Annotated in this window: 7 protein-coding genes and 2 pseudogenes; 6 read left to right on the top strand and 3 right to left on the bottom strand. The window is 64.6% G+C overall.

The window, feature by feature from the left end:
- The first annotated feature begins 405 nt into the window (after window positions 1-405).
- On the top strand, window positions 406-1,095 hold the full coding sequence (locus AZL_RS30425; RefSeq protein WP_012978206.1) for a response regulator: 690 nt from the start codon (window positions 406-408) through the stop codon (window positions 1,093-1,095).
- 4 nt (window positions 1,096-1,099) lie between these two features.
- The gene (locus AZL_RS30420; protein ID WP_012978205.1) at window positions 1,100-2,989 is read left to right on the top strand and encodes a sensor histidine kinase; all 1,890 of its coding nucleotides are present in this window, start codon (window positions 1,100-1,102) and stop codon (window positions 2,987-2,989) included.
- 288 nt (window positions 2,990-3,277) lie between these two features.
- On the opposite strand, the pseudogene AZL_RS37460 reads toward AZL_RS30420, so the two are convergent.
- Window positions 3,278-3,577 (bottom strand): annotated as a pseudogene (locus AZL_RS37460) (hypothetical protein); the annotation flags it as partial.
- Here AZL_RS37460 and AZL_RS30415 point away from each other — a divergent pair.
- The 3 genes from AZL_RS30415 to AZL_RS30405 all read left to right on the top strand — a co-directional run bounded on the left by AZL_RS30415 (window position 3,485) and on the right by AZL_RS30405 (window position 5,945).
- Window positions 3,485-3,901: an IS66-like element accessory protein TnpA gene (locus AZL_RS30415; protein WP_042443257.1), complete on the top strand. Its 417-nt coding sequence runs from the start codon at window positions 3,485-3,487 to the stop codon at window positions 3,899-3,901. The pseudogene AZL_RS37460 and the gene AZL_RS30415 overlap by 93 nt on opposite strands.
- Window positions 3,898-4,245 carry an IS66 family insertion sequence element accessory protein TnpB gene (gene tnpB / locus AZL_RS30410; protein ID WP_012976042.1) on the top strand — a complete coding sequence of 116 codons (348 nt, stop codon included), beginning with the start codon at window positions 3,898-3,900 and terminating at the stop codon, window positions 4,243-4,245. Before AZL_RS30415 ends, tnpB begins: the two co-directional genes overlap by 4 nt.
- An 86-nt stretch (window positions 4,246-4,331) precedes the next feature.
- A complete protein-coding gene (locus AZL_RS30405) occupies window positions 4,332-5,945 on the top strand; it encodes an IS66-like element ISAzs18 family transposase (protein WP_012978204.1) in 1,614 nt (537 codons plus the stop codon).
- A 338-nt stretch (window positions 5,946-6,283) separates the two neighbouring features.
- On the opposite strand, the gene AZL_RS30400 is transcribed toward AZL_RS30405, so the two are convergent.
- Entirely contained in the window at window positions 6,284-7,306 is a 1,023-nt protein-coding gene (locus tag AZL_RS30400; protein ID WP_247894567.1) for a helix-turn-helix transcriptional regulator, read from the bottom strand.
- Here AZL_RS30400 and AZL_RS30395 point away from each other — a divergent pair.
- Window positions 7,275-7,568 (top strand): annotated as a pseudogene (locus tag AZL_RS30395) (transglutaminase family protein); the annotation flags it as partial. The gene AZL_RS30400 and the pseudogene AZL_RS30395 overlap by 32 nt on opposite strands.
- 42 nt (window positions 7,569-7,610) lie before the next feature.
- Here the strand turns inward: AZL_RS30395 and AZL_RS33745 are convergent.
- On the bottom strand, window positions 7,611-12,194 hold the full coding sequence (locus AZL_RS33745; protein WP_052293821.1) for a chemotaxis protein CheB: 4,584 nt from the start codon (window positions 12,192-12,194) through the stop codon (window positions 7,611-7,613).
- Window positions 12,195-12,810: the final 616 nt, after the last annotated feature.

Raw genomic sequence — 12,810 nt, 5'->3', positions numbered from 1 at the left:
GGCATCGTGGAATGCCGTCGGTATCGGAATACGGACAGTCTTGGCAAGACACGTCATCGCGCTCACAACGCACCCCTGTCGTTCCGCTTGGTGGCGCACCTGTACCGGCTGCACTCACTGCGGGATCGTCCTGACGATGCGGGACGGTCACGAGCGGTTGCAGCGCGTCGCTTCGGAACACCCAATGTTGCGGACCATAAGGGGGTGCCCGGCGGTGCGGCACCCCATGATCATGGGGGCGTCGGCGCATCCCCATGAATATGGGGGAAGGGGCGGGGCGCTCACCGATAAGGGGTTGTTGGCCCGGAGAACGCCGATTATCGTCGATCGGTATGTTCATCCCGCGCATGGCGGCCGCGGCGGTCGCCGGCCCGAGCCATGCCGTTCGAGGACAGCAGGGAATTCATGTCATCGTGCCCGGACGACCGACCGCTTGCCGGTTCCCATCAGCTCACGATCGTTCTGGTTGAGGACGACCCACCGACGCGCGATCATCTGGCGGAAACCCTGACCGCCTGCAACGGCATCGCGCTTCTGGCCACGGCCGATACGCTGGAGGCGGCACGGGCTGCCTGCGAACGCTTCCTCCCCACCGTTCTGATCACCGACCTGCAATTGCCGGACGGCCACGGCACCGACCTGATCCGCGAGGTTCGGGACCGCTTTCCGGCCACCGAGATCATGGTGATCTCGGTTCTGGGCGACGAGGACAGCGTGGTGACGGCGATCCGCGCCGGAGCGTCCGGCTACATCCTCAAGGATTCCGAGCCGGTGGACATGGTGGAGGCCGTCCGTGGCCTGATCGAGGGGCGTTCGCCCATCTCCGCCTCCATCGCCCGCTACATCATAAGGCGGGTCCAGGACGGCTCGTTCAAGGACCGCAAGCCGGCGCCGCTGCTGACCCCGCGCGAGACAGACATCCTCTGGGGGATCGCGAAAGGCTTCACCTACAACGACATCGCCGACCGCTTGGGCCTGTCGCGGCAGACGGTGCCGTCCTACATCAAGAACATCTACCGCAAGCTGGAGGTGAATTCGCGGTCGGAGGCGGTCTATGAGGCAATCGGACGCAAGCTGATCCAGCTTGGAGAGTGAGGCCGTGGCCGTACGCCTCGTCGAGGCCCTCGAAGGCCGCGGATGGCTGCGCCTGTTGCGCCGCCCGGTCATCGGCCTGTTCTACCTGACCGTTCTGGCGGTGGGTATCGGCTCGCCGCTGTTCACCCTGTCTCCCCCGGAGGGCGGCATCGAGCTCGATCGCGCCATGTTCCGGCCGCTGGAAACCCTCGACCGGCCGGCAGATGTTCCGGAGGCCGCCGTATCCCTGCCCCACAGCTTCAGGGTACCCGGCGCGGGCCGGTTCGGCGGGGGGCTCTACCGGTTGGAGTTCGATCACTCCCCGGACGGCCCGGAGCAATGGTCCGTGCTGATTCCAAACTATTCCGGCCGCATTCTGGTCCGGGTCAACGATGCCTTGCTGTACGACAGCGATTGGACGCATTCGGGCCAGATCGTCACCCTGATCTGGCCGGACATCATCGCGATCCCGGCCCCGCTGCTGAAGGTCGGCACCAACACCGTGGAGATCAGCGCGGTGATGCTGTTCGGCCGGAAGAACTATCTCAGCGTCATCCATGCCGGACCCGACAGCCTGCTGCGACCGGTGTACCAGCAGCATCATTTCCTTCTGGTCATCCTGCCGCAGCTGCTGTTCGCCTGGCAGTTCGCCTTCAGTGTGATGCTGCTGATCGTCTGGGCGGTTCGCCGCTCGGAATGGTCCTATATCCTGTATGCCGGCATCCTGTTCTTCAACTCGATCAGCAATCTCGTCGTCGTCATACCGGAGCCTCTGGCTTCACCGCTGGTCATGCAGCTTACGAACCTGACCTTCTCCTGGGTGACGGCGATGCTGGTGCCGTTCGCCTTCAGCTTCGTGAACCGCCGCCCGCCGCGGGCCAGCATCCTGTTCGCGGCCTTTCCGGTGGGAGTCACCTCGGCATTTTTGCTGCTGCCTCCCGAGATCGTCCATGTCCTGAACTGGTACGTCGCGGCACCGGTCGCCTGGGGCCTGTCCTGCTGGGCGGTCGGCGTGATGTCCTACGCGGCCTTCCGGCGAGGCAGCAACAGTGCCCATATGGTCCTGGGCGCCACGCTGCTGTCCTTGCTGATGATCCTCCACGAAGCGCCGATCCTCTACGGCTCCGTTGGCAAGCGGCTGTTCATCAACCCGTTTTCCATCCCCATCTTCATGCTTCTCAGCCTTATCAGCACCGTCCTGATGTGGCGCTTCGCGGCGGCGCTGAATGCTGTGGACCAGTTCAACGCCAAACTGCGCCGGGAGATCGCCGATGCGGAGGCGGCGCTGCGCATCAGCCTGGCCCGCGAGCAGGCCCAGGAAAGGGCGATCGCGCTCGAAGCCGAACGGTCGCGCCTGACCCGCGATCTCCATGACGGCATCGCCGGCCAGCTGGTGTCGATGGTGGCGCTCAGCCGCCGGACGGATGCCGAGGTGCGTGACTTCGGCACCGCGGCGCGCAGGGCGCTGGTCGATCTGCGTCTGGTCATCGCCTCGATGGCCGAGGTCGGGGACGATCCCGGCATGATGCTGGCGAATTTCCGGGATCACATCCAACCCCAGCTCCGCACGCTCGGCATCGCCCTGGACTGGCAGATGCACGCCCTGCCGGAAGGGGCCGGCTGGTCGTCTTCGACCGCGCTGGAGCTGTTCCGCCTGCTTCAGGAGGCGACGATGAACGCCGCCAGGCATTCGGGGGCGGATCGGGTGACGATCGAGATCCGGCCGACCGACGACGGAGTCCGCGTGGTGGTCGCCGACAAGGGATGCGGCGGCGCGGCGGACCGCCCCGGCGGCTACGGGCTTGCCAACATGCGGCGACGGGCACGGACCATTGGTGCCCGGCTTGACATCGTCTCCGGTCCGGACGGCACCAACATCATACTGGATCTGCCCAGACCGACAACCAGCCAATGATCTTGCCCTGTTTCGGTGGTTCTTGCGTAAGCGTCCGCCGAGCTACGCGGCGTCGGCGTTTCCGGTAACGTCGGCGGTCTTGGTCCAGTTCCAGGGCAGCAGCTCGTCGATGCGGCTGCTCTTGTGATCAGCGATGCGGGCGATTGAGCCTCCCCTGAAGCGGTGGACAGCGGGTTATGCGGGCTGTCGCTCGGCCTGCTCAGGGGTGATGTAGCCGATCGCCGAGTGCAAGCGTTGGCGATTATAGTCGCCTTCGATGTAGGCGAACAGGTCCCGACTTTCGTGCACGCCCAGTCGGCGGGCCGCTTCCGTCACCACAACGCCGGGGCGGAACGCCTCCTCCACCATCCGGGCCTTCTCCGAAGCCGTGTAGCTCGTAAGCGTCGTCTGAGTGCTGCCTTGCGGGAGGAGTGTGCCGCGTGCTGAAAGCTGGACGTCGGCGGCACCGGTGGGTGTGGCTGGCTTGGCATCGTGGCAAGCAGCGTGGTTTGCACTGTGGCAGTCCAACGTATCGAGGTCATCACCGGCGCCGGCGGGCGGCGCACCTACTCGGCCGAGGAGAAGATCCGCTTGGTCGGCGAGGCCCACGGCGGGCGCGGCGCCGTCGTCGCGGTGGCCCGCCGCCACGGCGTGTGCACCAGCCTGATCTACCGCTGGCGCCGACAGTTCAAGAGCGGAGAACTGTCTGCCGCGGCGCCCTCCTTCGTGCCGGTTCATGTGTTGGAGGGGCCGCCGTCCGCCGGCCTGCTCTCTCCCACCAAGACGCCGTCGGCGCCGGAGCCGGCACCCTCAGCCGAGCGCCGTGCCGCCCTGGTCGAGGTGGTTCTCGCCAACGGCCGCGTGCTGCGCGTCGCCGAGGACATCGCCCCGGCCACGCTGCGCCGACTGGTCGGCGCGTTGGATTCGCCATGATCTCGGTTCCCGCCGGGGTGCGGGTCTATCTGGCGATGGGCGCCACCGACATGCGCAAGGGCATGGACGGGTTGGCCATGCTCGCCCAGCAGGTCCTTCAGCAGGACCCGTTCGCCGGCCATTTGTTTGTTTTCCGGGGTCGGCAAGGTCATCTGGTGAAGGTTCTTTACTGGGATGGCCAGGGCTTCTGCCTGTTCACCAAGCGCCTGGAGAAGGGGCGCTTCGTGTGGCCGATCAGCCGCGAGGGCGTGGCGGTGCTCACTCCGGCCCAGTTGGCGATGCTCATCGAGGGCATGGATTGGCGCGCCCCGCAGCGCACATGGCGCCCGGAGATGGCGGGGTGAGTCCCGGCCGCCACGCCCGCCGATGATCGGCGCCGGGGTGGTGATCGCTCCTCCTCCGGGAGCCGCCGATCGGGTAGACTCCGGCCATGCCCGCTACCGCCGAGCCGCTGCCCACCGACATCGAGACGTTGCGCGCGATCATCGCGGCGCAGGCCGCGGAGTTGGCGGCCGAGCGTCGGTGTCGTGAGGCCAGCGAGGCCGAATTGGCCGCCGCCAAGGCCGGCCTGGTGGCCAAAGCGCTGGAGGTGGAGAAGCTCAAGATCCAGTTGGCTCGGCTGCGGCGCATGCAATTCGGGCGTTCCTCCGAGAAGATCGACCGCGAGATCGACCAGCTCGAACTGGCGCTGGAGGATCTGGAGGCTGCCGCGGCGGCCGAAGGGATGCCGGCCGATCCCGCCGAGCCGCGGGCGCCCTCGGCGGAGAGCCGTGCCCAAGCCGGCCGGCGCAAGCTGCCGGAGCATCTGCCGCGCACCGAGATCGTGCACGCCCCGTTTGAGGCCTGCCCCTCCTGCGGCGGCGCCCTGCGTCCGGTGGGCGAGGATGTCCGCGAGGTTCTGGACTACATCCCGGCGCGTTTCACCGTGATCCGCCACGTCCGCCCGGCGCTGTCGTGCCGGTGCTGCGAGGGCATGGTGCAGGCGCCGATGCCGTCGCTGCCCATCGAGCGCGGCCTGCCCTCGGCCGGGCTGCTGGCGCATGTGCTGATCGCCAAATATTGCGATCACCTGCCGCTCTATCGGCAATCGGCCATCTACGCCCGCGAAGGCGTGGAATTGGAACGCTCGCTGCTGGCTGACTGGGTCGGCAAGGCGGCGGCGCTGATGGCGCCGCTGGCCGAGGCCATTGGCCGGCACGTGCTGGCCGGTTCGGTTCTACACGCGGACGACACGCCGGTGCCGGTGCTCGATCCCGGGCGTGGCACGACCAAGACGGGGCGACTGTGGGTCTATCTGCGCGATGAACGCCCGCACGCCGGACAAGGGCCGCCGGCGGTGCTGTACCGCTATACCCCCGACCGCAAAGGCGAACATCCGCAACGGGAGCTGGCTGGCTTCCGTGGGCACCTGCATGCCGACCGCTATGGCGGGTTCGATGCTCTGTACGAAGCCAAGGGCGGCAAACCGGCCGCTGTCGTCGAAGTGGCCTGTATGGCTCACGTGCGCCGGAAATTCTTCGACGAGCACACCGAAACCGGCTCGCCCCTGGCCGCCGACGCGCTGAAACGGATCGGCAGGCTGTTTGACATCGAACGCCCCCTGACCGGCCAGCCCGCCGAGGACCGCCGCCGGATTCGCCAAGCGGAAGCCCGGCCCGTTCTCGATGAACTGGCCACCTTCCTCGACGCCGCCTTGGTGCGCATCCCCGGCAAGGGCGACCTGGCCAAGGCGATCCGCTACGCCCGCTCGCGCTGGACGGCACTGACGCGCTACGTGGACGACGGCCGGCTGGAGAACTCCAACAACGCCGCCGAACGAGCGATCAGGCCGCTGGCCATCGGAAGACGCAACTGGATGTTCGCCGGTTCCGACGCCGGCGGGGAGCGTGCCGCGGCGATTTATACCATCGTGGAATCCGCCAAACTCAACGGCCTCGATCCCCAGGCCTACCTGCGACATGTGCTCGACCGCATCGCGGATCACCCGATCAACCGAATCGCCGATCTCCTGCCCTGGAACCTCACGATTCCCGACCACGGGTGAACGGAAGCGGAGCCGTCAACCCAATTCCGCCGCAGTCGCCAGACGACGCTTACTCCAAATCCACCGAGCAGCACGCTGAACGTTTCGATCCGCACCCGCGTCACTCACCGGATGCGTACGATCCTGGAGGCATGCGCCGAGGCGGACCCGAAACGCCGACAGCCCGCCTCGTGGGAGGCGGGCTGTCAACTGTCGTTGGTTGCGGGGGCAGGATTTGGCCTTTACCGAACTGATGTTCTACGGCGACGGATCGGATGGTTGACTCCCCAGACACTCGATCTTTCAAAGGCGCGATGAGTGCATGAAGGTGTTGATCGGAGAATCGATCCCACGTCTTTTCATGGCAAGGCCGGCCACGCCCGTCTTTGACCGTTTACCAATTCCGCCAGTCGTGCCGGTTCGAGAACCTCAACCTTGTCGCCCCAGATGCAGAGATGCCAAGCCATCTCCAGATCGCCGCCAGCACGGAACCGCACAATCAAGGAGCCATCCTCCTGCCGTTCGAGCGTCTGGGTCGGGTGGAACACAAAGTCGGCGGCGATATCGGCCGCATCGGGAGCGAACCGCCACACGACATCGAATGGCTCCTCTTGAAACAGCCCAAAGGAGCGGGCGGCGAAACCCTGCAGATTGAAGACGGGATCCCGAACGAAGCTCTCCGTCAACAGGTCCACCGTTTCGATGCCCGGCAAACTGAACAGGACGAATTTCTCCGCTTTCGGATGCTCATGCCAAGCCACCAGATAATGCCTGTGGCCATGCAGAAAGCCATAGGGATGAACGATCCGTTCGTTCGTCTGACGGGTCTTCCGGTTGCGGTAGCCGATGCGCACCTTGCGGCAGGATTTGATCGCCTCGCGGAGGATGGTGACGACGCCCATCGCTATGCGTGGCCGCGGGCCGGGACGCATCGCCAGCCCTTCGGATTCGAGCAGCGCGTCAAGATCGGGCTCAACCCGGCGAATGGCATCCGGACGCATCGTGGCCTTCAGTTTCGCCATCAATCCGGTCAATTCGGCAGCCTCGACAGCACGATTCTGCTGCTGCATCAGACGGACGCCCGACTCCAGCGCCGCAAGTTCCTCGACGCTGACGTCGATCAGGCCGTTCACCGTGCTTTTGGGAATCCGCCACCGTTTGGAACGGTCGTCAGCCACCATCTCCTCGACCTGCGGAAAGACACTGGCGATGGCATCCCGATCGTGCTGTTCGAGCTGCCGTTCGATCCGCAAAACGTCGAGCGGCACTCTTGCGCTACGACTGACCGATCCACTTTCGGCAGGACAAGGTAATTGACGTCCGCCGGACATCGAAATTGTCGTTGCACACGCCCATCTCGCCATCGCCTTTTGCCGCGCCATGAACATTCCCGCGCGCTACTGCACTGGCTACATCAGCGACATCGGCGAGCCACCACCCTATGCGCCGATGGATTTTGCGGCTTGGATGGAGGTGTATCTCGGTGGCCGCTGGCATGTCTTCGACCCACGAAACAACACTCCCCGCATCGGACGAATCCTGATTGCGCAGGGTCGCGATGCGGCCGACGTGCCGCTCACCCACACCTTCGGCCCCAATCTGCTGACAGGGTTCCAAATCTGGACGGATAAGGTGGGACCCTGAGTTGCTTGACCAGCCTTGGCAGAGGATCCGGGTAGAGGATCATCAGGCGGTTCCCGGCTCCACGGACCGGTCCGTCAGGGCGTGTCGTATGGCAGTCAGCAGAGGCTCCGGGCTCAGTGGCTTGTGCAGCAACAGGAAGCCGCTGGCGCTCGCCTCCCGGATGCGCGCGGGCGAAGTGTCTCCGGTCAGAAGGATTCCGGGCAGCCGGGCGGCGAAATGCCGCTCCAGCCGGCGGATTGCCTCCGATCCGGTTTCCGTGCCCTTCAGCCGGAAATCGGCGATGACCAAATCCGGCACCCCGTTCCCCAACCGCTCCACCGCCGTGTCGCCATCGGATGCAGCCACCACATCGTAGCCCAATTCATGGAGGAAGGCGGCGACCCCGTCGAGAACGGTCGGGTCGTCGTCGATCACCACCACCCGCTCGCCGTTGCCGCCGTCGGATACGGCCATCTCCTCGTCCTTCGGAAGGGAATCGTCCGGACTGGCCAACGGAACCAGGATTTCGAACACCGATCCCCGCCCTGGCGCCGATTTGACCCGTATCGGGTGATGGAGCAGCGCGGCGAGGCGATCCACGATGGAGAGTCCCAGCCCCAGCCCCTGCCGCCGGTCACGCTCCGGATTGTCGACCTGATGGAACTCCTCGAAGATCGACGCCAACTGGTTCGGCGGAATGCCGCGTCCGGTGTCCCAAACCTGGATGCGCAGGTTCGGCCCGGCACGGCGGCAACCCACCAGGATACGACCCTGGTCGGTGTATTTGATCGCGTTGGCAATGAAGTTCCGCAGGATGCGCTCCAGCAGCTTGGGATCGCTCCGCACCGACAGGCTGGTCCGAACGCTGTGCAATGTCAGTTCGGCAGCCTCGGCCAACGGCGATAACTCGGCGCACAGCGAATCGATCACCGTCTGGACCGGACATGACCGGAGCGTCACATGGATGATGCCGGCGTCGAGGCGCGACACATCCAGGATGTCGTCGAGCATGGCGGTCATGGCGCCCAGTGCGTTGCCCATGCTGACCAGCAGCTTTGCCGCCGCCTCGCCCTGCGGTTGCATCGCCACCAGATGATGGAACATCAGCAGGGCCTGGACCGGTTGACGCAGGTCGTGGCTGGCAGCGGCAAGAAATCGGGTTTTGCTGGCGCTTGCCAGTTCGGCGGCAGCCTTGGCGGCGGCGAGGGCTTCTCGCACGCGCACCTGCTCTGTGACGTCTTCCATCGCCAACAGGATCAGCCCTCCCGCCTGATTGAGCCGGCGGGCGTTCAGCAGCAGGGTGCGGCGTCCCTCGGCGCCTTGGTCGCCGACACCCTGACCGATGGTCAGTTCCAGCGCATCGATGACCGTGCCATCGGGTACGATCCGTTCCAGTGCCCGGCGCAGTTCGGGATCGGCCAGCAGACCGCCGGCCGTCTCGGCCAGTTGAATGCCGAGCACGCCGTCCGGCGTGGTGGCGAAGGATTGGTGAAAGGCCGCACTCGCGCCGACCACCCGCAGCATCTCGTCCAGCACCAGCAGCGGTTCGCGGACCGTGTCGACGATGGCCTGGGCGAAATCGCGCTCAGCCCGCGCCGTGCGCAGCACCCCCGCCCGTTCGATGACCAGCCCCAGCACGCTGGCGATGGCCTGGACGAATTCCAGGTCGGCATCGTTGAACCGTCCGGCCTTGCGGCTCAGAACCGCGAGAATGGATGGTCCGCGTGCGGCGGCGCCGAAGGGAACCGACAGACCGCTGACGAAGTTGCTGCCCGACAGCGCCATGGAGGAGCGGACACGTTGATCGGTGGCGAAATCCTCGACGATCGACGGCTGCCGGGACCGGAACACCCGTCCGACCAGTGTCGACATGTCGCTGGGGATCTGGACGGCAGGCTCCTGTGGAACGGAGAGGCCGGCACTGCCGAGCAGGACCAGATCGTCAGCGTCCCCGGTGCGCCGGCCCGATGGATCCTCGCTGGGACCGAGGATGGCGACGCCGTCCGCACCCAGCCCTTCGGCAATCAGACGGGCCGCTTCCGTCAGTGTCTCCGAGCCCTCCGCTCCGATGAGGTCCTTGCGCCCGAGATCGGCGATCAGCTTGTACTGGCGGGCCTGCAGAGCCATGGCCAGGCTGGTGCGCTTCAGCGGCGTCACGTCGCTGAAGGTGATCACGACCCCCTCCCCCCGGCCTTGCTGCGTCCGGTAGGGCTGGATGCGGCGAAGGAAGGTCGCATCGTCGTCCGTCGACACTTCGCGTTCCGACGGCATCAGGGATGACAGCACCGACCGGATGTCGGGGAGCAGGCAAGGATCGGAGAAATGTCGGGCGATGTCGGTGATCAGGCGGCCGGCGTCCTGCGGCAGCAGAGCGAACAGCCGGGTCGCCGACGGCGTGAAACGCTTGATCCGCAGGTCTGACGACAGGAAGACCGTGGCGATGTCGGTGCTGCTCAGCAGATTGCCCAGATCGTTGGTGGTCGCCTCCAGCTCGTCGACCTTTTCATGCAGCTGGGAGTTCAGCGTGCTGAGTTCCTCGTTGAGGGATTGCAGCTCTTCCTTGGATGTCTCCAGTTCCTCCGTGGTCGACTGGGACTCCTCCCCGATCGACAGGATCTCCTCGTTGGCGACCCGCAGCGCCTCGCTGGTGGCGCTGAGTTCTTCGATGGTGTCGTTCAACTCCTCACGGGTCATGCGCAGTTCGTTTTCGAGCTGTTCGACTCCGTCAATTTCCATCGGCAGCGGCGCGGTCTCGGCGACCGGCGTGCTTGGTACAGCGTGGTCCGCCGTGAATGTCACCAGAAGCAAGTCGCTGCCGGTCCGTGGGAAACGCACCGGGATGACCAGAACGGTCACCGGCACCACAACACCGTGACGCTTGTGCCGAATTCCGGAGATTTGAACCCGGCCATGCACGGCGAGCGCCTGTGCGACGGCGCGGCGGAGTTGCAGGCGCAATTCCCCGCGTGCCATCGCCGTCAGATCCCAGGGCGGTTCTCCCGTCGGCAGGTCGAGGAAATCGCCGGTCGGACCGAAGAGATACTGGATGCGATGCAGCCCGTCGATCAGAACTGCCGCCGGCGCGTATTCAAGCAGCAGGGCCTGTCGGATGATGTCCGCCGGGCTGGTGCCGCGCAAAGGGGTTGGCAGTGCCGGTACCGGGACCGCAGACCGTCCGCCCGTCAGCGGGACCGCCATCGCACTGCTGCGCGTCGTACCGATCTTCCGGTAGAGGCGCCATTTTTTTGAAAGAGGTGCGAACAGGTCGGAGAGCGTGTCAAGGTTCTCCGCTGTCCCGAGGAACAGGCCGCCATTATCCAACAAGGCGAAATGGAACAGGGCGAAGATGGCCTTCTGCACGTCCGGCTCGATATAGATCAGCATGTTGCGGCAACTGATCAGGTCGAGCTTGGAAAAAGGCGGATCGCTGAGCAGATCGTGCTGGGAGAAGGAAACCACATCGCGCAATGGCTTGGCGACCTTGTAGCCGTCCTCGGCCTTGGTGAAGAAGCGGGCGAGCCGTTCGACCGACACGTCGACCGTGATGGTTTCGGGATACAGACCGGTGCGGGCGACGGTCAGCGCCCGATTGTCCACGTCGGTTGCGAAGACCCGGAAGCCGGGGGATACGCCGCACCGTGTGCAGGCCTCCATCAACAGGATTGCGATGGAGTAAGCCTCTTCCCCCGTGGCGCAGGCTGGGACCCAGACGCGGATCGGCTTGCCCGCCGGCTGGTTCCGCACCAGCGGGACGATGTATTCTCCGGCCAGGATGTCGAACGCCGGACCATCGCGGAAAAAGCGCGTCACGCTGATCAGGATGTCGCGGGACAGCAGTTCGATTTCGGCCGGGTGGGTGCCCAGAAAGGCCCGGTATTCCGTCATATCGGCGATATGGTGAATCCCCATCCGCCGCTCGATGCGGCGGGTCAGCGACCGCGGCTTGTAAGCCTTGTGATCGCGCTTGGTGTGTGCACTCAGCAGATCGAGGATGCCGTCCAGTGCGCCGTCCGGCGCATCAGTCTTCTGAGCCGTTGCCGGCCCGATATAGGGTTGGTGAACGAAATCGACGATGGCGCCAGGCATGCGCTCCGGCGGCAGGATATAGTCGGCCATGCCGGTGGCGATGGCGCTGCCCGGCATGTCGTCGAAGTCGGCGGTCGTCGGATCCTGTACGACCACAAGTCCACCGCATTCCTTGATCGAACGCAGTCCATTGGTGCCGTCGGCGCCGGTACCGGACAGCACGACGCAGATCGCCTTCTCCTGCTGGTCGGTCGCCAGTGTGCGGAAGAAGATGTCGATGGGCAGGGTCGCGTCGACAGACTGCTGCGATTCTCGGATGCGCAGTTGGCCAGCCTCCATGGTCGGCAACCGACCCGCCGGAGCGATATAGATGTGATCGGCCTCCAGCGGAATCCCGTCATGAGCCGTATGGACCGACAGCACCGTCACATTTTTCAACAGGTCGGCAAGCAATCGTTCATTGTTCGGAATCCGGTGCTGAATCACCACAAAGGTCAAGCCGCTGTCAGCCGGTATCGCTCTGAGCAGGGCCGTGATGGCTTTGAGGCCGCCAGCCGAGGCACCGATACCGACGATCGCCAAAGGGCCGGGCCGTATGCGCTGCTGTTCATCCTGATCCATACGGGGAATGTCCTGACAATGACGATCCGTGCCTTCATCCGCCGACATCATGATCGCCTCCTCCCAATACGATGATCCCAGCCAGCGAAACTTTTAGCCAAGCCTCGCCCCGCCGGGTTTCATGGAAGGAGAGCATGGAGTTAACGTACAGATACTAAACAATTAGAGCACTGATGAATTTATGCATGATCTGAAATAGACAAGAAATTAAAACAATTGCACCAACAACTCCGCAGCAGTTTCAGGCCCATCAAACAATAACCATAAAGCTAGTGTGCAAGTTGCAATATGTCAATCAATAATTAATATAACTTCAATATTTTTGATCGGCGTTGAGTTATGCAAAGATATATGTGTTATCCTGCACAGAAGCGCTACTCGGAACGGGAAAAATATTGACTGCGCATCGATGCGATGCAGCAAATATGCAGCTCAGCCACACCTTCTATAACAACAGGTTGGCAGAACCTGTGCCTGGACCAACGGGATAACCGGCTGATCTGTCCGGTTGCGGCCAACCGCTTCGCAATGGGCTGGAGGACGTCAAGCCCCTTGCGGTCAGTGGTCACGTCGCCGGCTTCACGCTTCCGTCCATGGCCGGCACGGCGGCCTTCCC

It is taken from the genome of Azospirillum sp. B510 (assembly GCF_000010725.1).
Lineage (GTDB): Bacteria > Pseudomonadota > Alphaproteobacteria > Azospirillales > Azospirillaceae > Azospirillum > Azospirillum lipoferum_B.
This window is presented reverse-complemented; position numbering and strand designations above follow the sequence as displayed.

Excerpts from the sequence above, each read along its gene's own strand:
- tnpB (WP_012976042.1), top strand. The coding sequence starts at position 3,898 with ATGATCTCGGTTCCCGCCGGGGTGCGGGTCTATCTGGCGATGGGCGCC.
- AZL_RS33745 (WP_052293821.1), bottom strand. The coding sequence starts at position 12,194 with ATGGATCAGGATGAACAGCAGCGCATACGGCCCGGCCCTTTGGCGATC.
- AZL_RS30405 (WP_012978204.1), top strand. The coding sequence starts at position 4,332 with ATGCCCGCTACCGCCGAGCCGCTGCCCACCGACATCGAGACGTTGCGC.
- AZL_RS30400 (WP_247894567.1), bottom strand. The coding sequence starts at position 7,306 with ATGGCGCGGCAAAAGGCGATGGCGAGATGGGCGTGTGCAACGACAATT.
- AZL_RS30425 (WP_012978206.1), top strand. The coding sequence starts at position 406 with ATGTCATCGTGCCCGGACGACCGACCGCTTGCCGGTTCCCATCAGCTC.